The sequence below is a fragment of the Streptomyces sp. NBC_00435 genome, from assembly GCF_036014235.1.
In the GTDB taxonomy this organism is placed as follows: domain Bacteria; phylum Actinomycetota; class Actinomycetes; order Streptomycetales; family Streptomycetaceae; genus Streptomyces.
In genome coordinates this window covers 2,260,037-2,283,789 of record NZ_CP107924.1, presented here as the reverse complement: position 1 = coordinate 2,283,789, position 23,753 = coordinate 2,260,037, and the positions used below count along the sequence as shown (strand labels likewise).

General features: G+C 71.1%; 19 protein-coding genes. 18 read left to right on the top strand and 1 reads right to left on the bottom strand.

All coding sequences use genetic code 11. The features are described from left to right. The first annotated feature begins 89 nt into the window (after positions 1 to 89). The 14 genes from OG389_RS10450 to OG389_RS10385 all read left to right on the top strand — a co-directional run bounded on the left by OG389_RS10450 (position 90) and on the right by OG389_RS10385 (position 16,705). Positions 90 to 2,099 carry a peptidoglycan D,D-transpeptidase FtsI family protein gene (locus OG389_RS10450; protein WP_328298194.1) on the top strand — a complete coding sequence of 670 codons (2,010 nt, stop codon included), beginning with the start codon at positions 90 to 92 and terminating at the stop codon, positions 2,097 to 2,099. Between the two features lie 46 nt (positions 2,100 to 2,145). Then, a complete protein-coding gene (locus OG389_RS10445; RefSeq protein ID WP_328298193.1) occupies positions 2,146 to 3,855 on the top strand; it encodes a UDP-N-acetylmuramoyl-L-alanyl-D-glutamate--2,6-diaminopimelate ligase in 1,710 nt (569 codons plus the stop codon). Continuing rightward, positions 3,852 to 5,276 carry a UDP-N-acetylmuramoyl-tripeptide--D-alanyl-D-alanine ligase gene (locus tag OG389_RS10440; RefSeq protein WP_328298192.1) on the top strand — a complete coding sequence of 475 codons (1,425 nt, stop codon included), beginning with the start codon at positions 3,852 to 3,854 and terminating at the stop codon, positions 5,274 to 5,276. Before OG389_RS10445 ends, OG389_RS10440 begins: the two co-directional genes overlap by 4 nt. Next, the gene (mraY, locus tag OG389_RS10435; protein ID WP_328298191.1) at positions 5,273 to 6,343 is read left to right on the top strand and encodes a phospho-N-acetylmuramoyl-pentapeptide-transferase; all 1,071 of its coding nucleotides are present in this window, start codon (positions 5,273 to 5,275) and stop codon (positions 6,341 to 6,343) included. The genes OG389_RS10440 and mraY overlap by 4 nt, the downstream gene beginning before the upstream one ends. Continuing rightward, a complete protein-coding gene (gene murD / locus OG389_RS10430; RefSeq protein ID WP_328298190.1) occupies positions 6,325 to 7,815 on the top strand; it encodes a UDP-N-acetylmuramoyl-L-alanine--D-glutamate ligase in 1,491 nt (496 codons plus the stop codon). Before mraY ends, murD begins: the two co-directional genes overlap by 19 nt. Before the next feature lie 76 nt (positions 7,816 to 7,891). Beyond that, positions 7,892 to 9,331 (top strand): putative lipid II flippase FtsW, encoded by a 1,440-nt coding sequence (gene ftsW, locus OG389_RS10425; protein ID WP_328298189.1) that lies wholly within the window; start codon positions 7,892 to 7,894, stop codon positions 9,329 to 9,331. 6 nt (positions 9,332 to 9,337) lie between these two features. Continuing rightward, positions 9,338 to 10,432: an undecaprenyldiphospho-muramoylpentapeptide beta-N-acetylglucosaminyltransferase gene (murG, locus tag OG389_RS10420; RefSeq protein WP_328298188.1), complete on the top strand. Its 1,095-nt coding sequence runs from the start codon at positions 9,338 to 9,340 to the stop codon at positions 10,430 to 10,432. A gap of 31 nt (positions 10,433 to 10,463) precedes the next feature. Beyond that, positions 10,464 to 11,321, top strand: coding sequence for a cell division protein FtsQ/DivIB (locus OG389_RS10415; RefSeq protein ID WP_443059243.1), 858 nt, complete (start codon positions 10,464 to 10,466; stop codon positions 11,319 to 11,321). 280 nt (positions 11,322 to 11,601) lie between these two features. Continuing rightward, a complete protein-coding gene (gene ftsZ / locus OG389_RS10410; protein ID WP_328298187.1) occupies positions 11,602 to 12,804 on the top strand; it encodes a cell division protein FtsZ in 1,203 nt (400 codons plus the stop codon). Then, entirely contained in the window at positions 12,801 to 13,532 is a 732-nt protein-coding gene (pgeF, locus tag OG389_RS10405; protein ID WP_328298186.1) for a peptidoglycan editing factor PgeF, read from the top strand. Before ftsZ ends, pgeF begins: the two co-directional genes overlap by 4 nt. Positions 13,533 to 13,535: 3 nt before the next feature. Further along, a complete protein-coding gene (locus OG389_RS10400) occupies positions 13,536 to 14,255 on the top strand; it encodes a YggS family pyridoxal phosphate-dependent enzyme (protein WP_328298185.1) in 720 nt (239 codons plus the stop codon). A gap of 151 nt (positions 14,256 to 14,406) precedes the next feature. Further along, positions 14,407 to 15,018 (top strand): cell division protein SepF, encoded by a 612-nt coding sequence (locus OG389_RS10395; protein ID WP_328298184.1) that lies wholly within the window; start codon positions 14,407 to 14,409, stop codon positions 15,016 to 15,018. A 60-nt stretch (positions 15,019 to 15,078) separates the two neighbouring features. Further along, a complete protein-coding gene (locus OG389_RS10390) occupies positions 15,079 to 15,375 on the top strand; it encodes a YggT family protein (RefSeq protein WP_112450285.1) in 297 nt (98 codons plus the stop codon). Between the two features lie 82 nt (positions 15,376 to 15,457). After that, entirely contained in the window at positions 15,458 to 16,705 is a 1,248-nt protein-coding gene (locus tag OG389_RS10385; protein ID WP_328298183.1) for a DivIVA domain-containing protein, read from the top strand. Between the two features lie 193 nt (positions 16,706 to 16,898). On the opposite strand, the gene ileS is transcribed toward OG389_RS10385, so the two are convergent. Further along, positions 16,899 to 20,045: an isoleucine--tRNA ligase gene (gene ileS / locus OG389_RS10380; protein WP_328298182.1), complete on the bottom strand. Its 3,147-nt coding sequence runs from the start codon at positions 20,043 to 20,045 to the stop codon at positions 16,899 to 16,901. Positions 20,046 to 20,590: 545 nt separating this feature from the next. On the opposite strand from ileS, the gene OG389_RS10375 reads away from it, so the two are divergent. The 4 genes from OG389_RS10375 to OG389_RS10360 all read left to right on the top strand — a co-directional run bounded on the left by OG389_RS10375 (position 20,591) and on the right by OG389_RS10360 (position 23,592). After that, positions 20,591 to 21,373, top strand: a complete 783-nt coding sequence (locus OG389_RS10375) for a TraR/DksA family transcriptional regulator (protein WP_328298181.1) — start codon at positions 20,591 to 20,593, stop codon at positions 21,371 to 21,373. A gap of 161 nt (positions 21,374 to 21,534) precedes the next feature. Continuing rightward, entirely contained in the window at positions 21,535 to 22,098 is a 564-nt protein-coding gene (gene lspA / locus OG389_RS10370; RefSeq protein WP_328298180.1) for a signal peptidase II, read from the top strand. 85 nt (positions 22,099 to 22,183) lie between these two features. Then, positions 22,184 to 23,125, top strand: coding sequence for an RluA family pseudouridine synthase (locus OG389_RS10365; protein WP_328298179.1), 942 nt, complete (start codon positions 22,184 to 22,186; stop codon positions 23,123 to 23,125). Next, entirely contained in the window at positions 23,122 to 23,592 is a 471-nt protein-coding gene (locus OG389_RS10360; protein WP_328298178.1) for a GNAT family N-acetyltransferase, read from the top strand. Before OG389_RS10365 ends, OG389_RS10360 begins: the two co-directional genes overlap by 4 nt. Positions 23,593 to 23,753: the final 161 nt, after the last annotated feature.

Genomic DNA, 23,753 nt, shown 5'->3' with positions numbered 1-23,753 from the left:
CGAGTCCCCTGCCCTCCCCCAGACCTCGTCCGGGGGGACCCCCGGTACCACCGAGCCCCCGGGGCTTCGGCGCGGCCGGGAGCGGTCGCGTGAGCCCGCAGGAGCCGCCGCGGCGGCGGGTGCCGGGGCCGGGGCGGCCCCGGCCGGCCGGGGAGCGGGCGCGGGCCACGGCCCGACCGGCCTCCAGGCCCGCCACCCGCAGGCCCGCCCCCGCGCGCAAACCGCACACGATCCGCCTCGGCGCCCCCAAGCCCCGCCTGCGACTGGTCAGCGTGGCGCTGACGCTGGTGATGCTGGCGTTCGTCGTACGGCTGCTCCAGGTCCAGGCCGTGGACGCGTCCGCGTACTCGGCCAAGGCCTCCGAGAACCGCTTCGCCAGCTACACCCTGGCCGCTGAACGCGGGGAGATCACCGACCGCAAGGGCGTAGCCCTCGCCACCAGCGTGGACGCGTACGACATCACGGCCGACCCGCACATGTTCACCGTCCAGGAGAGCAAGGCCCCCGACGCCCCCGAGCAGGCGGCCGCCCTCCTCGCGCCGATCATCGGCAAGGACGCCAAGGAACTCACCGCGCGGCTGAAGACGAAGAACACCCGCTACGTCGTCCTCGCCCGCCGCCAGACCCCCCAGGTCTGGAACCAGATCAAGGACCTCAAGAAGGTCTTCGCCGAGAAGGCGGCCGCCGACAAGAGGAACAACGGCCCCGGCGCCAACGTCCTGGCCGGTGTGTTCAACGAGAACAGCAGCAAGCGCGTGTACCCGAACGGCGACCTCGCCGCCGGGATACTGGGTTACGTCAACGCCGAGGGCAAGGGCGGCGGCGGGCTGGAGTCCTCCCTCGACAAGAAGCTGGCCGGCAAGGACGGCGAGCTCACCTACGCCCAGTCCGGCGGCCGCCGCGTCCCGACGGCCGGTTCCAGCGAGAAGCCCGCCGTACCCGGCGAGGACATCGAGCTGACCATCGACCGCGACATCCAGTGGGCCGCGCAGAGCGCCATCACCGAGCAGGTGGCCAAGTCGGAGGCCGACCGCGGTTACGTCATCGTCCAGGACACCCGCACCGGCGAGATCCTCGCCATGGCCAACGCCCCCGGCTTCGACCCCAACGACCTCTCCAGGGCCAGCTCCGCCGCCATGGGCAACGCCGCGCTCCAGGACGTGTACGAGCCCGGCTCCACCGCCAAGGTGATGTCGATGGCCGCCGTGCTGGAGGAGAAGAAGGCCGGCCCGGGCACCCACGTCGAGGTCCCCAACCGGCTGCACCGCGGCGACCGGCTGTTCAAGGACGACATCGACCACCCGACCTGGTACCTGACCCTCAACGGAGTCCTGGCCAAGTCTTCCAACATCGGCACCATCCTGGCCACCGGCCAGCTCGGCCCGACGCAGCCCGAGGCCAACAAGGTCCTCTACTCCTACCTGGACAAGTTCGGCATCGGCCGGCCCACCGGTCTGGGCTACCCCGGCGAGTCCCGCGGCATCCTCGCCAAGCCCGAGGCATGGTCCACTTCGCAGCAGTACACGATCCCCTTCGGCCAAGGCCTGTCACTCAACGCCATGCAGGCCGCCTCCGTGTACTCGACCATCGCCAACGGCGGCGTCCGCATCCAGCCGACCCTGGTCCGCGGCACCAAGGGCCCCGACGGCCGCTTCACCCCGGCCCCGGCGCCGCCGCGGACCCAGGTGGTCAGCGCGGACACCGCCAAGACCCTCGCGGAAATGCTGGAGTCGGTGGTCGACGACCAGGAGGGCACCGGCACCAAGGCGCGCATCCCCGGCTACCGGGTCGGTGGGAAGACCGGCACCTCCAACCGGGTGGATCCGGCCACCGGCCGCTACAAGGGCTACACCGCTTCCTTCGCCGGATTCGCACCTGCCGACAACCCCCGCATCACCGTCTACTGCGCCATCCAGAACCCCACCAGGGGCAGCTACTTCGGCGGCCAGATCTGCGGTCCCATCTACAAGAAGGTCATGGAGTTCGCCCTCAAAACCCTCCAGGTCGCCCCCACCGGTACCGCCCCCGCCGGTCTCCCGGTCACCTACGAACCCGGCGCGCAGCCCGGCACCCAGCCGAGCCCGCAGCCGGGCCAGTGACCGTCGGGCCGGCAGCCCCGCCCCAGCAATCCGTGAGGCACCATCAGTGACAACGATCACCCCCGAACCCGGGAACCACGCGTCCGCCGCCGCCGAGGCCGGGCCCTCGCTTCGCGAGCGGCCCGCCGGGCCCGGTACGCTCACCGCCGTGCCCCACGCTGATCAGCCCAGAACCACCCAGAACGACGCACCGGCAGCGCCGCCGGGAGCGCCACGCCCCCTGACCGTCCGCCCGACTCCCCTCGGTGAGCTGGCGGGCCTGCTGGGAGTCGCGACCCCGGGAGGCCCCAGCGCGCAGACGCGGATCACCGGTATCACGCACGACTCCCGTGCCGTGCGCCCCGGAGACCTCTACGCGGCCCTGCCCGGAGCCAGGCTGCACGGCGCGGACTTCGCCGCGCAGGCGGCCGCCCTGGGCGCCGCCGCCGTGCTGACCGACCCGGACGGCGCGGAGCGCGCCGCGGCCACCGGACTCCCTGTCCTCGCCGTCGCCGACCCGCGCGGCCGGATGGGGGAGCTGGCCGCCGAGGTCTACGGGCGGCCGGGAGAGGGCCTGCTGCAGATCGGCATCACCGGCACCTCCGGCAAGACCACCACGGCGTACCTCGTCGAGGGCGGCCTGCGCGGCGGCGGACGCAGGACGGGGCTCATCGGCACCGTCGAGATGCGCGTCGGGGACGAGCGCATCAAGTCCGAGCGGACCACCCCCGAGGCCACCGACCTGCAGGCGCTCTTCGCCGTCATGCACGAACGCGGCGTCGAGGCCGTCGCCATGGAGGTCTCCAGCCACGCCCTGGTGCTCGGCCGGGTCGACGGCTGCGTCTTCGACGTGGCCGTCTTCAACAACCTGAGCCCGGAGCACATGGAGTTCCACTCCGGCATGGAGGACTACTTCCAGGCCAAGGCGCAGCTCTTCACCGAGCGCCGCGCCCGCCTCGGCGTGGTCAACATCGACGACGAGTACGGCCGCCGCCTCGCGAAGGAGGCGTCGATCCCGGTCGTCACCTTCTCCGCCGCCGGCGACCCGGCCGCCGACTGGCGCGCGGAGGACGTGGTCTCGGGCCACATGGACTCGACCCTGACCCTGGTGGGTCCGGAGGGCCAGCGGATCCGGGCGACCGCCCCGCTGCCCGGCCCGTTCAACGTGGCCAACACCGTGGCCGCCGTGGTCACGCTCGCGGCCGCCGGCCTCGACCCGCAGACCGCCGCCGACGGCGTCGCCGCGGTCCCCGGGGTGCCCGGCCGGCTCGAGCGGGTCGACGCGGGACAGCCGTACCTGGCCGTCGTCGACTACGCCCACAAGACGGACGCCGTCGAATCGGTCCTGCGGGCCCTGCGCGAGGTCACCACCGGCAAACTGCACGTGGTCATCGGCTGCGGCGGCGACCGCGACACCACCAAGCGGGCCCCGATGGGCGCCGCGGCCGCCCGGTTCGCCGACACCGCCGTACTGACCTCCGACAACCCGCGCTCCGAGGACCCGCTGGCGATCCTCGCGGCGATGTTCCGGGGCGCCGTGTCCGTCCCGCCCGCCGAGCGGGGCGCCGTCCTCGTCGACGCCGACCGGGCGGCGGCCATCGCCACCGTCGTCGCGCGCGCCGAGGCGGGCGACACCGTACTGGTGGCCGGCAAGGGCCACGAGCAGGGCCAGGACACCGCGGGCGTCGTACGTCCCTTCGACGACCGCGCGGTCCTGCGCGCGGCCATCGAGACCCAAGCGCGCCAGCACCCCCGACAGGCCGAGGTGAACCAGTGATCGCCCTTTCCCTCGCCGAGATCGCCGACATCACCGGCGGGCGGCCCCACGACATACCGGATCCGTCCGTACGCATCACCGGGCCCGTGGTCATCGACTCCCGGCTCGTGGAGCCCGGCAGCCTGTTCGCCGCCTTCGCGGGCGAGCAGGTCGACGGCCACGACTACGCCGAGCGCGCGGTCGCCGCCGGCGCCGCGGCCGTGCTCGCCGCCCGGCCCGTCGGCGTACCGGCCGTGGTCGTCCCCGACGTGGAGAAGGCGCTCGGCGCCCTCGCCCGGGCCGTCGTCGAGCGCCTGGGCACCGACGTGGTGGCACTGACCGGCTCCGCCGGGAAGACCTCCACCAAGGACCTGATCGCACAGGTGCTCCAGACCCACGCGCCCACGGTGTGGACGCCCGGCTCCCTCAACAACGAGATCGGCCTGCCGCTCACCGCCCTGAGGGCCACCGAGGACACCCGGCACCTGGTGCTGGAGATGGGTGCCCGCGGGATCGGCCACATCGACTACCTCACCGGTCTGACGCCCCCTCGCATCGGCCTCGTCCTGAACGTGGGGACCGCCCACATCGGGGAGTTCGGCGGCCGCGAGCAGATCGCCCAGGCCAAGGGCGAGCTGGTCGAGGCCCTGCCGGCGGCGGCCGACGGCGGTATCGCCGTCCTGAACGCCGACGACCCCCTGGTCCGCCCGATGTCCGCCCGCACGAAGGCCCGTACGGTCCTGTTCGGCGAGGCCGAGGACGCCGACGTACGGGCCACTGGTGTGCGGATGACACCCGGGGGACAGCCCTCCTTCACACTCCACACACCCACCGGGTGCGGCGAAGTGACCTTGCGGCTGTACGGTGAGCACCACGTGTCGAACGCGCTCGCCGCGGCCGCCGTCGCCCATGTACTGGGCATGTCCACATCGGAGATCGCCACCGCGCTCTCCGGAGCGGGCACCTTGTCCCGGTGGCGGATGGAGGTCACCGAGCGGGCGGACGGCGTGACGATCGTCAACGACGCCTACAACGCGAATCCCGAGTCCATGCGGGCCGCTCTGCGCGCGCTTGCCGCGATGGGCGGCGCCGCAAGGGCCGACGGGGGACGCACGTGGGCAGTGCTCGGCCCCATGGCCGAGCTCGGTGACGCGTCACTGGCGGAGCACGACGCCGTGGGGCGGCTTGCCGTCCGGCTCAACGTGAGCAAGCTCGTCGCAGTCGGGGGCAGGGAAGCGTCCTGGCTGCAACTGGGCGCATATAACGAGGGTTCGTGGGGTGAGGAGTCGGTGCTCGTGTCCGACGCGCAGGCGGCGGTCGACCTGTTGCGCAGTGAACTGCGCCCGGGTGACGTCGTGCTGGTGAAGGCTTCCAGGTCCGTTGGTCTGGAGCGGGTCGCGCTGGCGTTGTTGGAGCGCGAGGGCGAGGTCGCCGGCCGATGAGGCAGATCCTGTTCTCCGGAGTCATCGGACTCTTCCTCACGCTCATCGGCACCCCGCTGCTGATCAAGGGTCTGGCCCGCAAGGGCTACGGCCAGTTCATCCGTGACGACGGTCCGCGCGGCCACGCCGGGAAGAAGGGCACACCCACCATGGGTGGCATCTCCTTCATCCTGGCCACGCTGATCGCGTACGCCCTCACCAAGGTGATCACCGGAAGCCAGCCGACCTTCTCGGGTCTGCTCGTCCTCATGCTGATGGCGGGCATGGGACTGGTCGGCTTCCTCGACGACTACATCAAGATCGTGAAGCAGCGCTCGCTCGGTCTGCGGGCCAAGGCCAAGATGGCCGGCCAGCTGATCGTCGGCATCGCCTTCGCCTTGCTCGCGCTGCAGTTCAAGGACGCGCGCGGGCTCGCCCCGGCCTCCACCAAGCTGTCGTTCGTCACGGACTTCGGCTGGTCGATCGGCCCGGTGCTGTTCGTGGTCTGGGCACTGTTCATGATCCTGGCGATGTCCAACGGCGTGAACCTGACCGACGGTCTGGACGGCCTGGCCACCGGCGCCGCCGTGATGGTCTTCGGTGCCTACACCTTCATCGGCGTCTGGCAGTACCAGGAGTCCTGCGCCAACGCGCAGACCCTGACCAACCCGGCCGCCTGTTTCGAGGTGCGCGACCCACTGGACCTCGCGGTGGTCGCCTCCGCCCTCATGGGTGCCTGTTTCGGCTTCCTGTGGTGGAACACCTCGCCCGCCAAGATCTTCATGGGTGACACCGGCTCGCTGGCCCTCGGCGGCGCGCTCGCCGGCCTCGCGATCTGCTCCCGCACGGAGTTCCTGATGGCGCTCCTCGGCGGACTCTTCGTCCTGATCACCATGTCGGTCGTCATCCAGGTCGGCTCCTTCAAGCTGACCGGGAAGCGCGTCTTCCGGATGGCGCCACTCCAGCACCACTTCGAACTCAAGGGGTGGTCCGAAGTCCTTGTCGTGGTCCGGTTCTGGATCATCCAGGGCATGTGCGTGATCGTGGGCCTCGGACTCTTCTACGCGGGATGGGCAGCCGACAAGTGACCGCCTGGCACGGCAAGAACATCACCGTCGCCGGCCTGGGCGTGAGCGGCGTCAGCGCCGCCCGCGCCCTGGCCGGGCTGGGTGCGCGGGTGACGGTCGTCGACAACGGCGACGGCGACGCGCACCGCGCGCGGGCCGCCGAACTGGCGGAGCTGGGCATCGAGGTCCGCCTCGGCCTCCTGGACGGCGGTGGACGGGCCGGCGATGTCCTGCCCGAGGGCACGGACCTCGTGGTCACCTCGCCCGGCTGGAAGCCCGGCAGCCCCCTCTTCGAGGCCGCCGCCGCGGTCGGCGTGGACGTGGTGGGCGACGTGGAGATCGCCTGGCTCCTCCGCGAGACCGCCGAGGACCTGCGCGCCGCCCGCTCCGGCGAGCCCCGCAGGGAACCGGCGCCCTGGCTCGCGATCACCGGGACGAACGGCAAGACCACCACCACCCAGATGCTCGCCTCGATGCTGAAGGCGGCCGGTCTCCGGACGGCGGCCGTCGGCAACATCGGCACCCCGATCATCGACGTGGTGATCGGCGAGGAGACGTACGACGTACTCGCCGTCGAGCTCTCCAGCTACCAGCTGCACTGGGCGCCCTCGCTGCGCGCCCACTCCGCGGCCGTCCTGAACCTGGCCCCGGACCACCTCGACTGGCACGGCTCCATGGAGGCGTACGCCGCCGACAAGGGGCGGATCTACGAGGGCAACACGGTGGCCTGCGTCTACAACGCCTCCGACAAGGCCACCGAGGACCTGGTCGTCGAGGCCGACGTCGAGGAGGGCTGCCGCGCGATCGGCTTCACCCTCGGCGCCCCCGGCCCCTCCATGCTCGGCGTCGTCGACGGCATCCTCGTCGACCGGGCCTTCGTGGAGAACCGGCACAAGAACGCCCAGGAACTCGCCGAGGTCGCGGACGTCAACCCGCCGGCCCCGCACAACATCGCCAACGCGCTCGCCGCGGCGGCCCTGGCCCGCGCCTTCGGCGTCCCGCCGCGCGCCGTCCGCGACGGACTGCGCGGCTTCCGGCCGGACGCCCACCGGGTCAGCCACGTCGAGGAGGTCGCCGGGGTCACGTACATCGACGACTCCAAGGCCACCAACACCCACGCCGCCGAGGCCTCCCTGGCGGCCTTCGAGCCGGTCGTCTGGATCGCCGGCGGCCTGGCCAAGGGCGCGACCTTCGACGAGCTCGTGCGGAAGTCGGCGAAGCGGCTGCGGGCCGTCGTGCTGATCGGCGCCGACCGGGCGCTGATCGCCGAGGCGCTGGCGCGACACGCCCCGGAGGTCCCGGTCGTGGACCTCGAGCGGACCGACACTGGGGCGATGCTCGCGGCGGTCCGGGAAGCGGCCCGGCTCGCGGAGCCCGGCGACACGGTTCTGCTGGCACCCGCATGCGCCTCGATGGACATGTTCGCGAACTACAACAAGCGTGGGGACGCGTTCGCCGACGCGGTGCGCGAACTGGCCGCAGAGCGGGTCTAGGTCCGGCTCGACCCAGGGCAGGTTCCCTCCGGCCGAACGGCTGCTCGCCGCGTACGAGTGGAGGGGAAGATCACAGATGCCGGCCAAGCAAGTGCTGCCGGGGCGGCGGCCGTCCGCCGACAAGGCCGCCAAGGACGCCAGGGCGAAGCCGCCCAGGGCCCCCAGGGCCGCCCGGACACCCAGGGAGGCCCGGGCCGGCAGGCCGCTGGGCCGGGGGCGCTCCACCGCCCGTACGGGGCGCTCCACCGGGGGCGGGCCGCTGGCCGGGCTGCGGCGTACGCAGGCCCAGTTGCGCCGGGCCTGGGACCGGCCGCTCACGGCCTACTATCTGATCTTCGGCAGCTCGCTGCTCATCACCGTGCTCGGCCTGGTGATGGTCTACTCGGCCTCGATGATCAAGGCGCTCCAGCTCGGGCTGGGTGACGCGTACTTCTTCAAGAAGCAGTTCCTGGCCGCCGTGATCGGCACCGCACTGCTGCTGATCGCCTCCAGGATGCCCGTCAAGCTCCACCGGGCCCTGTCCTACCCCGTGCTCACCGGCACCCTCTTCCTGATGGTCCTCGTCCAGGTCCCGGGGATAGGGGTGTCGATCAACGGCAACCAGAATTGGATCTCCCTTGGTGGTCCGTTCATGCTCCAGCCCAGTGAGTTCGGCAAGCTGGCCCTCATCCTCTGGGGCGCCGACCTGTTGGCGCGCAAGGGCGACAAGGACCTGCTGAGCCAGTGGAAACACCTGCTGGTCCCGCTGGTCCCGGTCACCTTCCTGCTGCTCGGGCTGATCATGCTGGGCGGGGACATGGGCACCGCGATGATCCTCGGGGCCATCCTGTTCGGCCTGCTGTGGCTGGCCGGGGCGCCGACGCGGATGTTCGCGGGGGTACTGGCCTTCGCGGGCGTGCTGGTCGCGCTGCTCATCAAGACCAGCCCGCACCGGATGGACCGGCTCGCGTGCATCGGCGCGACCGAACCGGGCAGGAACGACCTGTGCTGGCAGGCCGTGCACGGAATCTACGCCCTGGCCTCCGGCGGATGGTTCGGTTCCGGCCTGGGTGCCAGTGTGGAAAAATGGGGGCAACTGCCAGAGGCCCACACCGACTTCATCTTCGCCATCACCGGCGAGGAACTGGGGCTGGCGGGGACGCTGTCGGTGCTCGCCCTGTTCGCGGCCCTAGGCTATGCGGGTATCCGCGTGGCCGGACGCACGGAGGACCCCTTCGTACGGTATGCCGCGGGAGGCGTGACCACCTGGATCACGGCACAGGCCGTGATCAACATCGGTGCGGTGCTCGGTCTGCTGCCGATCGCCGGGGTCCCGCTCCCGCTGTTCTCGTACGGCGGGTCGGCCCTGCTGCCGACCATGTTCGCTGTCGGACTGCTCATCGCGTTCGCGCGTGAGGAGCCGGCGGCACGGGCGGCGCTCGCGATGCGGAGGCCCAAGAACGGCCGGCCGCGGACCGGGCAGAGATGGAAGTCGATGAGACGGCGCGTCAAGAGGCGTCCGTCCGGAGAGCGGTGAATTTCGGTGCATGTCGTACTCGCCGGTGGGGGGACCGCCGGCCACATCGAGCCGGCGCTCGCCCTCGCGGACGCCCTGCGCAGGCAGGACCCTTCCGTGGGCATCACCGCCCTCGGCACTGAACGCGGACTCGAAACCCGTCTGGTGCCCGAGCGCGGCTACGAGCTGGGACTGATCCCGGCCGTTCCGCTGCCCCGCAAGCCCACACCCGAGCTGATCACCGTCCCCGGACGGCTGCGCGGCACCATCAAGGCCGCGGAGGAGATCCTCCTGCGGACCAAGGCCGACTGCGTCGTCGGCTTCGGCGGCTACGTGGCCCTGCCCGGCTACCTCGCGGCCAAGCGCCTCGGGGTGCCGATCATCGTCCACGAGGCCAACGCCCGGCCCGGACTGGCCAACAAGATCGGCTCCCGGTACGCGCACGCCGTCGCGGTCTCCACCCCCGACAGCAAACTGCGCGGCGCCCGCTACGTGGGCATCCCGCTGCGCCGCTCCATCTCCACCCTCGACCGGGCCCTGGTCCGCCCGGAGGCGCGGGCCGCCTTCGGCCTGGACCCCAACCTGCCGACGCTGCTGGTCTCCGGCGGCTCGCAGGGCGCCCGCCGCCTCAACGAGGTGATCGAGCAGGTCGCACCGACCCTCCAGCGCTCCGGGATCCAGATCCTGCACGCGGTCGGGCCGAAGAACGAACTGCCGCGTGTCGACAACATGCCCGGGATGCCGCCCTACGTGCCGGTACCGTACGTGGACCGGATGGACCTCGCGTACGCCGCCGCCGACATGATGCTGTGCCGGGCGGGCGCGATGACCGTCGCCGAACTCTCCGCCGTCGGGCTGCCCGCCGCCTACGTCCCGCTGCCGATCGGCAACGGCGAACAGCGGCTCAACGCCCAGCCGGTGGTCAAGGCCGGTGGCGGCCTGCTCGTGGACGACGCGGAGCTGACCCCGCAGTGGGTGCTCAGCCAGGTCCTCCCGGTCCTCGCCGACCCGCACCGCCTGTACGAGATGTCCCGCGCCGCCGCCGAGTTCGGGCGCCGGGACGCCGACGAGCTGCTGGTCGCGATGGTGTACGAGGCGATCGCCGCCAACAGGGCCCGCTGACGCGGGAAGCACCGACGCAGGAGGCACAGGAGTGGCCGGAGCGAGTACCGCGGAACGCGGCAGTCCGGGAGCCTCGGGAAAGGGTTCCGGTCCCCTCGGGCGTCCGAATGCCCCCAAGTCGCCGAAGCGGCCCACGGGCTCCCGCCCCCGGGGGCCGCGTCCCGGCGGGCCGCTCCTGCGCGGGCTGCGCCGGGGCCCCGCCCTGGTCGCCGGCCTCGTCCTCGCGGTGCTCCTGGCCGCGGGCTGCACGTGGGTGCTCTACGGGTCCTCCTGGCTCCGGGTCGAGAAGGTCACCACCAGCGGCACCGGGGTCCTCACCCCGCAGCAGGTGCTGGCGGCGGCGGCCGTGCCGGTCGGCGCGCCCCTGGTGTCCGTGGACACCGACGAGATCGAGGCCCGGCTCCGCGGCCGCCTGCCCCGTATCGATTCGGTCGATGTGGTGCGGGCCTGGCCGCACGGAATCGGGCTGAAGGTGACGGAACGCAAACCCGTTCTGCTCATCAAGAAGGGCGCGGACTTCATCGAAGTGGACGCTTCGGGTGTGCGATTCGACACGGTCGGACAGGCGCCCGGGGGTGTTCCGGTCCTCGAACTGAGCTCGCAGCAGTCGCCGAGCGGCCGCCGTTTCGACGAGGAGCGGCTGCTGCACGAGGCCGTCGGCGTCGCCGGCGGCCTCCCGGAAGCCGTCCGCAAGGAGACCCTGCAGGTCAAGGTCCGGTCCTACGACTCGGTGGTACTGGAGTTGAAGGGCGGCCGGTCGGTGGTCTGGGGGAGCGGCGAACAGGGCGAGGCGAAGGGCCGCGCCCTCACGGCGCTCCTGAAGGCCTCGCCCGAGGCCGATCGGTTCGACGTGAGCGTCCCCACCGCCCCGGCGGTGTCCGGTAGTTGACGTCCGGTCGAACAGCGTCGCACCCTGGTTGGCCACCGATACGGGTGATCACATAGGGTGAAAAGAAAAACGGGAGGTTCGGCGTGTTCGTTGAACACGCGCTACTTGTCGACTTAGTGTCCTGTTCGGAAGAGTCCAAGGAACAGACACACTCATAACCCTAAACTTCAGGGTTAGGGTTCGGGTCGGCGCGTACGGACCGTCCCAATTTCGGCATCAGTCGTCGCACCGCAGGCCCGCGAGGCGAACGACACGTAACTCGAGGCGAGAGGCCTTCGACGTGGCAGCACCGCAGAACTACCTCGCAGTCATCAAGGTCATCGGTGTCGGCGGCGGTGGTGTCAATGCCATCAACCGAATGATCGAGGTCGGTCTCAAGGGCGTCGAGTTCATCGCCATCAACACAGACGCCCAGGCGCTGTTGATGAGCGACGCCGACGTCAAGCTCGACGTCGGCCGGGAACTCACCCGTGGCCTTGGCGCAGGCGCCAACCCGGATGTCGGCCGCAAGGCGGCGGAGGACCACCGCGAGGAGATCGAGGAGGTCCTCAAGGGGGCCGACATGGTCTTCGTCACCGCCGGTGAAGGCGGTGGCACCGGAACCGGTGGCGCACCCGTCGTCGCCAACATCGCGCGCTCGCTGGGCGCCCTGACGATCGGCGTGGTCACCAGGCCGTTCACCTTCGAGGGCCGGCGCCGCGCGAACCAGGCCGAGGACGGCATCGCCCAGCTCCGCGAGCAGGTCGACACCCTCATCGTCATCCCCAACGACCGACTGCTGTCCATCTCGGACCGCCAGGTCAGCGTGCTCGACGCCTTCAAGTCGGCCGACCAGGTCCTGCTGTCCGGCGTCCAGGGCATCACCGACCTCATCACCACCCCGGGTCTGATCAACCTCGACTTCGCGGACGTCAAGTCCGTGATGTCCGAGGCCGGCTCGGCCCTGATGGGCATCGGCTCGGCCCGCGGCGACGACCGCGCGGTGGCCGCGGCCGAGATGGCGATCTCCTCGCCGCTGCTGGAGGCGTCCATCGACGGCGCCCGTGGCGTGCTGCTCTCCATCTCCGGTGGCTCTGACCTCGGTCTCTTCGAGATCAACGAGGCCGCGCAGCTGGTGAGCGAGGCCGCGCACCCCGAGGCGAACATCATCTTCGGCGCCGTCATCGACGACGCGCTCGGCGACGAGGTGCGGGTCACCGTGATCGCGGCCGGGTTCGACGGCGGACAGCCCCCGGCCCGCCGGGACAACGTCATCGGCGCCGCGTCCACCAAGCGCGAGGAGCCGGCCCCGGCTCCGGTCCGTTCCGCCGAGCCGGTGCGTCCGGCCTTCGGCGGACTCGGCTCGGTCACCCCGCGCGAGGAGCCCGTCCGGTCCGAGCCGGTTCCGGTCGCCGAGGCCCCGGCCCCGGCGCAGGTCCCGACGGCCCGGCCGTACCAGGACAGCCCGGCCGAGGAGCTGGATGTCCCGGACTTCTTGAAGTGACCCTGGAGCGGTACAGCGAGAGCGGCGCCCACTTCGCCTTCACCGACCGGTGGGGCGGGGTGAGCGCCGTTCCGTACGAGGAGCTCAATCTCGGCGGCGCGGTCGGAGACGACCCGGCCGCCGTTCGTGCGAACCGGGCCGCCGCGGCGAAGTCGCTGGGCATCGCGCCCGACCTGGTGGTCTGGATGAACCAGGTGCACGGCCGGGACGTGGCGGTGGTGGACGGCCCATGGGGGCAGGCCGACCCGATCCCGCCGGTGGACGCGGTGGTGACCGCCCGCCGGGGACTCGCCCTCGCGGTCCTCACCGCCGACTGCACGCCCGTCCTGCTGGCCGACCCCGTCGCCGGCATCGCGGGAGCCGCCCACGCCGGGCGGCCCGGGCTGGTCGCCGGAGTCGTGGGCGCCGCGGTCGAGGCGATGGTCGCGCTCGGCGCGGACCCCGCGCGCATGGTGGCCCGTACGGGACCGGCCGTGTGCGGGCGCTGCTACGAGGTTCCGGAGCGGATGCGGGCCGAGGTCGCCGAGGTGGTGCCGGCCGCGTACTCCGAGACCAGCTGGGGGACACCGGCCGTCGACGTGGTCGCCGGGGTGCACGCGCAGCTGGCCGAGGAGGGGGTGGCTGACCGGCGGCGGTCCCCGTTCTGCACACTGGAGTCGCGGGACCACTTCTCGTACCGCCGCGACCGGGTGACCGGGCGGCTTGCCGGATATGTCTGGTTGGACTGACGAATGACGGATCGTAAGGCCGAGCTCGCCGAGAACCTCGCGCGGGTGGAGGAACGCATCGGGGCCGCGTGCGCGGCCGCGGGGCGCGGGCGGGAAGAGGTGACCCTGATCGTGGTCACCAAGACCTACCCGGCGAGCGATGTACGTCTGCTGGCGGACCTAGGGGTCCGTCACGTGGCGGAAAACCGGGACCAGGATGCCGCCCCCAAGGCCACGGCCTGCGCGGATCTGCCGCTCAGCTGGCACTTCGTCGGCCAGTTGCAGACGAACAAAGTCCGTTCGGTGGCCGGATACGCGCACCTCGTGCAGTCCGTCGACCGGCCGAAGCTCGTCACGGCCCTCTCGGCGGCCGCGGAGGCGGCCGGGCGGGAACTGGGCTGCCTGGTGCAGATCGCCCTCGACGCCGAGTCGGGCGAACGGGGGGCCCGGGGTGGAGCCGCGCCGGAGCAGCTCGCGGAGCTGGCGGACCTCCTGGCGGCGGCACCGGGACTGCGCATCGACGGCGTGATGGCGGTCGCCCCGCTGGCCGGGCAGTACGCGGGACGCGAACAAGCGGCCTTCGAGCGACTGGTGGAATTGTCATCCCGCCTGCGCGCGGACCATCCGGCTGCCACGATGGTGTCGGCCGGGATGAGCGCAGACCTGGAACAGGCCGTTGCGGCCGGTGCGACACATGTACGCGTCGGCACTGCGGTACTCGGCGCGAGACCCCGGCTCGGGTAACGTCGCGAAGAAAGTCGGACCACAGCAGAAAATATGGTCATTTCCGCTGATGAGCGGACGGGCCACGTGGATCGCGGGCAGTTGGTGACATTCGTGACACGGCGATACACCTGCGACAGGGCGATCCACCACAGAGCGGAGGACTCAGAGAATGGCCGGCGCGATGCGCAAGATGGCGGTCTACCTCGGCCTCGTGGAGGACGACCGGTACGACAACCCGGGGTACGACCCCGACGACGAGTTCGAACCCGAGCCGGAACCGGAACGGGAGCGTCGTCGACAGCAGCCCGTTTCGCACCAAACACCCGTATCGGACGAACCGGTACGAATTACCCAGCCGCCGGCACCCAGGGAACCCACCCCAATGCCGATTGAAAGCGGACGTCCTGCGCGAATCGCCCCCGTGGCATCCATCACACCCGAACGCTCGAATCTGGAGAAGAACGCCCCCGTGATCATGCCTAAGGTCGTCTCCGAGCGGGAGCCGTACCGCATCACGACACTGCATCCCCGGACCTACAACGAGGCCCGTACCATCGGGGAACACTTCCGTGAGGGCACTCCGGTGATCATGAATCTCACGGAGATGGACGATACGGACGCGAAGCGTCTCGTCGACTTCGCCGCCGGACTCGTGTTCGGTCTGCACGGCAGCATTGAACGAGTGACACAGAAGGTGTTCCTGCTGTCTCCTGCTAACGTCGATGTCACGGCGGAGGACAAGGCCCGCATCGCGGAGGGCGGGTTCTTCAACCAAAGCTAGACCGATCCGTCAGATACGGGGCCGGGAACAGAGCGGGAGCAGGGGAGAGGGAAGCGCGGGATGGGCGTCGCACTGCAAGTGGTCTACATCGCGCTGATGTGCTTCCTCATCGTGCTGATCTTCCGACTGGTCATGGACTACGTGTTCCAGTTCGCACGTTCATGGACCCCTGGCAAGGCGATGGTGGTCGTTCTGGAGGCCACCTACACTGTCACCGATCCACCGCTCAAACTCCTTCGGCGGCTCATCCCGCCGTTGCGTCTCGGGGGCGTGGCACTCGACCTGTCCTTCTTCGTTCTGATGATCATCGTTTACATCCTCATCAGTTTCGTGAGCACCGCTGCGAGAAGCGTGTGAACGATGAGCTTCCCCGCGGGCGCGGGGACAGTCCCGATACGGTCCTGCCCACTGCCGACGACTACGTAGAGGTGAAGAAGACATGCCGCTGACTCCCGAGGACGTGCGGAACAAGCAGTTCACGACCGTCCGCCTGCGAGAGGGCTATGACGAGGACGAGGTCGACGCCTTCCTCGACGAGGTCGAGTCCGAGCTGACGCGCCTGCTGCGCGAGAACGAGGACCTGCGCGCCAAGCTCGCTGCCGCCACGCGTGCGGCCGCGCAGAACCAGCAGCAGGGCATGCGCAAGCCGGAACCCCAGGACCAGCGCGGCCCCGGAGCCCCCGTGCCCGCGGCCATATCCGGCCCCCCGCAGCAGCAGCCCCAGATGGGCCCGCCGCAGCTTCCGGGCGGTCAGCCGCAGCTTCCGGCCGGCCCCGGTGGACACGGACCGCAGGGTCAGGGCCCGATGGGCGGCCCCATGCAGCAGCACACCATGGGTGGGCAGCAGCAGATGGGTCAGCAGCAGATGGGCCAGCAGCAGATGGGCCAGCAGGGCATGGGCCAGCAGGGCCCCGGCCCGATGGGCAACCCCATGCAGCAGCAGTCCATGGGCGGCCAGAACCCGATGGGCCAGCAGATGGGCCAGCAGATGCAGCCCATGGGGCAGCAGATGCAGCCGATGGGCCAGCAGATGCAGCCCATGGGCCAGCAGATGCACCAGCAGCCGCAGCAGCTTCCGCAGCAGGGCCCCGGTGGCGACAGCGCCGCCCGCGTCCTGTCGCTCGCGCAGCAGACCGCCGACCAGGCGATCGCGGAGGCCCGCTCCGAGGCCAACAAGATCGTCGGCGAGGCCCGGTCGCGCGCCGAGGGCCTGGAGCGGGACGCCCGCGCCAAGGCCGACGCGCTGGAGCGGGACGCGCAGGAGAAGCACCGCGTCGCGATGGGCTCCCTGGAGTCCGCCCGCGCCACGCTGGAGCGCAAGGTCGAGGACCTTCGGGGCTTCGAGCGTGAGTACCGCACCCGTCTGAAGTCCTACCTCGAGTCGCAGCTGCGCCAGCTGGAGACCCAGGCGGACGACTCGCTGGCCCCGCCGCGGAACCCCGCCGGTCCCGCGCTGCCTCCGTCGCCGACCCCGTCGATGGCTCCGGCCGGTGCGATGCACTCCATGGGCGGTCCGTCGCCGATGGGTGGCCCGTCCCCGATGGCCCCGTCCTACGGTGGCGGCCAGCAGCAGATGTCCCCGGCGATGACGCAGCCGATGGCTCCGGTGCGGCCGGCTGCTCCCCAGCCGATGCAGCAGGCGCCGTCTCCCATGCGGGGCTTCCTGATCGACGAGGACGACAACTAAGCGGTAACCCGTCGGCAGACGGTCGGGCCGGGCCCGGTTCCCCTTCGGGGGCACCGGGCCCGGCCCGTTTCCGTAGGCGACCGGCTTCTGGGGCTCCGCCCCGGCCCCAGGGTCCTCACACGCCGGCGGGGCGGGGAAACGAAACGGCCCGTACCTCCCGGGCAGGGGAGGTACGGGCCGCCGGGGCCGGAGGCTACGCCTTGCGGAGGCGGAACGTCAGGCCGAGGGGCTCGTCAGTGAAGGGGTCACCGTACGTGGTGTCCGCGTCACCGGACGCGTAGTCCGTGGCGAGGACCTCGTCCGCGATGAGGCCCGCGTGGTCCGTCAGGGCCGTCACGACCTCCGGGTCCGCGGAGGACCACCGCAGCGCGATCCGGTCCGCGACGTCCAGACCGGAGTTCTTCCGGGCCTCCTGGATCAGGCGGATCGCGTCACGGGCGAGGCCCGCGAGCCGCAGCTCCGGCGTGATCTCCAGGTCCAGCGCGACGGTCGCACCGGAGTCGGACGCCACCGACCAGCCCTCGCGGGGGGTCTCCGTGATGATGACCTCCTCCGGGGTGAGGGCGACGGTCTCGCCGTTCACCTCGACCTCGGCGGAGCCGCCGCGCAGGGCCAGCGACAGCGCCGCGGCGTCCGCCGCGGCCACGGCCTTGGCCACGTCCTGCACGCCCTTGCCGAACCGCTTGCCCAGTGCCCGGAAGTTCGCCTTGGCCGTCGTGTCCACCAGGGAACCGCCGACCTCGGACAGCGAGGCCAGCGAGGAGACGTTCAGCTCCTCCGTGATCTGCGAGTGCAGCTCGGGGGAGAGGGTCTCGAAGCCCGAGACCGCGACCAGCGCGCGGGACAGCGGCTGGCGGGTCTTCACGCCCGACTCGGCCCGCGTCGCACGGCCCAGCTCGACGAGGCGGCGTACCAGCAGCATCTGCTGCGAGAGGGCCGGGTCGATCGCGGAGGTGTCCGCGACGGGCCACGTCGACAGGTGCACCGACTCCGGGGCCTCCGGGGTGACCGGGACGATCATGTCCTGCCAGACCCGCTCCGTGATGAAGGGGGTCAGCGGGGCCATCAGGCGGGTGACCGTCTCCACGACCTCGTGCAGCGTGCGCAGCGCGGCCGCGTCACCCTGCCAGAAGCGGCGGCGGGAGCGGCGGACGTACCAGTTGGAGAGGTCGTCCACGAAGGAGGACAGGAGCTTGCCGGCGCGCTGGGTGTCGTACGCCTCCATCGCCCCGGTGACCTCGGCCGTGAGGGCGTGGAGCTCCGAGAGCAGCCAGCGGTCCAGGACCGTGCGGTCCGCGGGCGCCGGGTCGGAGGCCGACGGGGCCCAGTTCGACGTACGGGCGTACAGGGCCTGGAAGGCGACCGTGTTCCAGTACGTGAGGAGCGTCTTGCGCACGACCTCCTGGATCGTGCCGTGGCCCACGCGCCGCGCCGCCCACGGGGAGCCGCCGGCCGCCATGAACCACCGCACCGCGTCCGCGCCGTGCTGGTCCATGAGCTGGATCGGCTCGAGGGTGTTGCCCAGGTGCTTGGACATCTTGCGGCCGTCCTCGGCGAGGATGTGGCCCAGGCAGACCACGTTCTCGTAGGAGGACTTGTCGAAGACGAGGGTGCCGACCGCCATCAGCGTGTAGAACCAGCCGCGCGTCTGGTCGATGGCCTCCGAGATGAACTGCGCCGGGTAGCGCTTCTCGAAGATCTCCTTGTTCTTGTGCGGGTACCCCCACTGCGCGAACGGCATCGAGCCCGAGTCGTACCAGGCGTCGATGACCTCGGGCACGCGCACGGAGGTGAGGGCGCAGCCCTCGGCCGTGCAGGGGAACGTGACGTCGTCGATGTACGGGCGGTGCGGGTCCAGGGAGGAGAGGTCCTGCCCGGTCAGCTCCGACAGCTCCGCGCGGGAACCGATGCACGTGAGGTGGTTCTCCTCGCAGCGCCAGATGGGCAGCGGGGTGCCCCAGTAGCGGTTGCGGGACAGCGCCCAGTCGATGTTGTTGTTCAGCCAGTCGCCGAAGCGGCCCTGCTTGACCGAGTCCGGGAACCAGTTGGTCTTCTCGTTCTCCCGCAGCATCGCGTCCTTGACGGCGGTGGTGCGGACGTACCAGGACGGCTGCGCGTAGTAGAGCAGGGCGGTGTGACAGCGCCAGCAGTGCGGGTAGCTGTGCTCGTAGGCGATGTGCTTGAAGAGCAGGCCGCGCGCGTCGAGGTCGGCGGTCAGCTTCTCGTCGGCCTTCTTGAAGAAGACGCCGCCGACCAGCGGGACCTCCTCCTCGAAGGTGCCGTCGGGGCGGACCGGGTTCACGACGGGCAGGCCGTAGGCGCGGCAGACCGCGAGGTCGTCGGCGCCGAAGGCGGGGGACTGGTGGACCAGACCGGTGCCGTCCTCGGTCGTGACGTACTCGGCGTTCACGACGTAGTGGGCGGGCTCGGGGAACTCGACCAGGTCGAAGGGGCGCCGGTACGTCCAGCGCTCCATCTCCTTGCCGGTGAAGGACTCGCCGGTGGCCTCCCAGCCCTCGCCGAGGGACTTCTCCAGCAGGGGCTGGGCGACGACCAGCTTCTCCTGCCCGTTGGTCGCCACCACGTACGTGACGTCCGGGTGCGCGGCGACGGCGGTGTTGGAGACCAGGGTCCAGGGGGTGGTCGTCCAGACGAGCAGCGCCGCCCCGCCCGCGAGGGGGCCGGAGGTCAGCGGGAAGCGGACGTAGACCGAGGGGTCGACGACCGTCTCGTAGCCCTGGGCGAGCTCGTGGTCCGAGAGGCCGGTCCCGCAGCGGGGACACCAGGGGGCGACCCGGTGGTCCTGGGTGAGCAGGCCCTTGTTGAAGATCTCCTTCAGCGACCACCACACGGACTCGACGTACTCGGGGTCCATGGTCCGGTAGGCGTCGTCCAGGTCGACCCAGTAGCCCATCCGGGTCGTGAGCTCGCTGAACGCGTCGGTGTGGCGGGTCACGGACTCACGGCACTTGGCGTTGAACTCGGCGATGCCGTACGCCTCGATGTCCTTCTTGCCGTTGAAGCCCAGTTCCTTCTCGACGGCCAGCTCGACGGGCAGGCCGTGGCAGTCCCAGCCGGCCTTGCGGGCCACGTGGTAGCCCCGCATGGTGCGGAAGCGCGGGAAGACGTCCTTGAAGACGCGGGCCTCGATGTGGTGCGCGCCGGGCATGCCGTTCGCGGTGGGCGGGCCCTCGTAGAAGACCCACTCGGGGCGTCCCTCGGACTGCTCCAGCGTCTTGTCGAAGGTCTTGCTCTCGCGCCAGAAGTCGAGGACGCCGTGCTCGAGGGCAGGCAGGTCGACCTGGGCGGGTACCGGGCGGTACTGCGGCGGTGTGGTCATGAGGCTGAACTCTTCCTCCGGCGGGATGTCACTTCCGTCCGGAGGGACGAGAGCGACTGGGCTCCCGCGGTACCACCCTCCTTGGCCTCCGGACCTGTGGTCCGACGACCCCCTCATTGGGGTGCGAAGCCGGTTCTACCTGCCGTACGGGACCCCTGCGGGCTCCGTGCTGCGCTCTTCCGGCGGCTCAGGGGTGATCCTTCGCATCGCGCTCGCCCCCGGGCTCTCACCGTCCCCGGGTCGCTCCTGGCTGCGTCCGACGCTACTCGTCCCCGTCCATGCCTCTCGCTGGGCCCAGTGTACGGGCCGGGGCACCGGTCGGCAGACCGGTTTACGGGGTGTGGCGCGGGGGCGCGGGAGGCGGCCCGGGAGGGGGCGCCATGACCCGAATGGGCCGACGGGCCGCCGCGGGGTGCGGCGGGGCGGGCGAGGCGGATTACCGGGCCTCCCGCTGGGCACAACGGATGCAGGTTGACCTCGATGGACGCGTGCCCCGTTGCCGCGGGGCCGGAGTCGATTTATCGTTCCGGCACGATTCGCGAGCAATGATCACAGTATGTGAAGGGGCCGCGGCCATGGTGGCGAAGAAGTCCGCCGGGAGTACTGCCAAGAAGGCTGTCGGGAAGGCTGCGGAGAAGTCGGCCGCCACGAAGGAGGCTGCCGCCGGAACGGAGGCGGCCGCCGCGGAGGAAACGGTTCCCGGGAAGGCGCCGGCCAGGAAGGCGCCTGCCAAGAAGGTCGCGGCCGTCACGAAGACGGCCGCGAAGAAGGTCACGGCCAAGAAGGCCGCGGCCGAGGGGGCGGCGCAGGCCGCGCACGAGACGGGAGCCCGCAAAGTGGTCGCCAAGAAGAGCACCGGTACGGCCAGGAAGACGGCCACGGCCGCGACCAGCGGGCTGCCCAAGGCGCGGGTCGTGGCGGCCCGTACCCCCGGCGAGCTCGCCGTACGGCCCGGGGAGGACCCCTGGACGCAGGACGAGGTCGACGAGGCCCGCAGCGAGCTGATGAGCGAGGTGCTGCGGCTGCGCGCGGAACTGGACGCCTCGGAGGTGGCCATCTCGGGCCTGATGCGCGACTCGGGCGACGGCGCGGGCGACGACCAGGCCGATACGGGCACCAAGAACATCACCCGTGAGTCCGAACTGCAGCTGGCGGCGAACGCCACCTCCATGCTGGAACAGACGGAGCGGGCCCTGGAACGCCTCGAGGCGGGCACGTACGGGATCTGCGAGAACTGCGGCCAGCCCATCGGCAAGGCGCGGATGCAGGCCTTCCCTCGGGCCACGCTGTGCGTGGACTGCAAGCAGAAGCAGGAGCGGAGGCACTGAGCGTGCGCTGAGCGGGCGCCGGGCGGGCACTGAGCGGGAGCCCGGCGGGCCCCGGGCGGGGCGGCGGCCGGAGGGTGCCCTGACGTACTCTCGTGTCTCGTCAGGGTCCAGGACCTGGCGGGTCGGTCGGAACCTGGTTCGAGCTAGTTCGAGGGACTCACGTGGCAGAGGCGGAGCGCATCATCGGTACGCCGGACGTCGGGGAAGACGGCACGCAGCCCGAATCCGCCGCGCCCAAGGGGCGGCGGCGGATCGTCGCGCTGCTCGTCGTGGCGGTTCTCGCCTACGTGATCGACCTCGGCAGCAAGATGCTGGTCGTGGCGAAGCTGGAGCACCAGCCGCCGATCCAGATCATCGGCGACCTGCTGAGGTTCGACGCGATCCGCAACCCCGGCGCCGCCTTCGGCTTCGGCGAGGCCTTCACGATCATCTTCACCTGCATCGCCGCCACCGTGATCGTGGTGATCGTGCGGCTGGCGCGCAAGCTCTACAGCCTGCCGTGGGCGATCGCGCTGGGCCTGCTGCTGGGCGGTGCGCTGGGCAATCTGACCGACCGGATCTTCCGCTCGCCGGGCATCTTCCGCGGAGCGGTCGTCGACTTCATCGCGCCGGCCCACTTCGCGGTCTTCAACCTCGCGGACTCGGCGATCGTGTGCGGCGGGATCCTGATCGTCCTGCTGTCGTTCAAGGGCCTGGACCCGGACGGCACCGTCCACAAGGACTGATCGGGAAGGGATCGGGCCGTCGTCGGGCACTGATCGGGGAGTGATCGCGGGACCGGGCGTGTGTCCGGTCCTGCATACTCGACAGGTGAGTACGATTCCCGAGGTCCGCACCCTGCCCGTTCCCGATGGCCTAGAGGGCGAGCGCGTCGACGCCGCGATCGCCCGTATGTTCGGTTTCTCCCGGACGAAGGCGGCCGAACTCGCGGCCGCGGGAAAGGTGCTGGTCGACGGCAGTGTCGTCGGGAAGTCCGAGCGTGTGCACGGTGGCGCCTGGCTCGAGGTCGAGATGCCCGAGCCGCCCCGGAAGGTCGAGCTCGTCGCCGAGCCGGTCCCCGGCATGGAGATCGTCCATGACGACGACGACATCGTCGTCATCATGAAGCCGGTCGGCGTCGCCGCCCACCCCAGCCCCGGCTGGACCGGCACCACCGTCATCGGCGGCCTGGCCGCCGCCGGCTACCGCATCTCCACCTCCGGCGCCTCCGAGCGCCAGGGCATCGTGCACCGCCTCGACGTCGGCACGTCCGGCCTGATGGCCGTCGCGAAGTCGGAGCGCGCGTACACCTCGCTGAAGAACCAGTTCCGCGAGCGGATCGTCGACAAGCGCTACCACGCGCTGGTGCAGGGCCACCCGGACCCGATGAGCGGCACGATCGACGCGCCGATCGGGCGCCACCCCAGCGCCGACTACAAGTGGGCCGTGACCCAGGAGGGCAAGCCCTCCGTCACCCACTACGACCTGATCGAGGCGTTCCGCGCCGCGTCGCTGCTGGACATCAAGCTGGAGACCGGGCGCACGCACCAGATCCGCGTGCACATGGCCGCGCACAAGCACCCCTGCGTGGGCGACCTGACCTACGGCGCCGACCCGACCGTCGCCAAGCGCCTCGGGCTCACCCGGCAGTGGCTGCACGCGGTGCGGCTCGGGTTCGAGCACCCGTCGGACGGGCAGTGGGTGGAGTTCGCGAGCACCTACCCGGCTGACCTGCAGAACGCGCTGGACGTGATCCGCAAGGAGAGCGAGTGACGGGCGCCGGACTCTCGGTGCGGGTCGTCGCCACGGAGGCGGACCTGAAGGCGTGCTTCGCCGTGCGGACCGAGGTGTTCGTGGTCGAGCAGTCCGTGCCGGAGTCGATCGAGTACGACGCGTACGACGAGATCGCTGTCCACGTACTGGCCGAAGGGCCGGACGGGGTCGCGCTCGGCACCGGCCGCCTGCTGCACGGCCCGCGCGCCCTGGGCAAGACGGGGTCCGCGGACGTCGGCTCCCTGGGCCGGCTGGCCGTACGCAAGTCCGCGCGCGGACTCGGGGCCGGGGTCGCGCTGGTGCGGGCGATCGAGGCGGAGGCGGCCCGGCTGGGGCTGTCGTACGTGGACCTGGGCGCGCAGACGCATGCGCTGGGCTTCTACGAGCGGCTCGGGTACGTGGCCTACGGGCCGGAGTTCCAGGACGCGGGCATCCCGCACCGGTCGATGCGGCGCGCCCTGCCGTAGCGGCGGGGCGCGGCCCGTGCGGGAGTGCGGCGATTCAGCCGACGAGGGCGGACGTCACGCGACCGTCGACCACCGTGACGACCACCCTGGTGGTCCGGAACTCGAAGGTGATGGGGAAGCTCACCCCGTCCTGGCTTGAGATCCGCAGGTGGTGCGCTCTG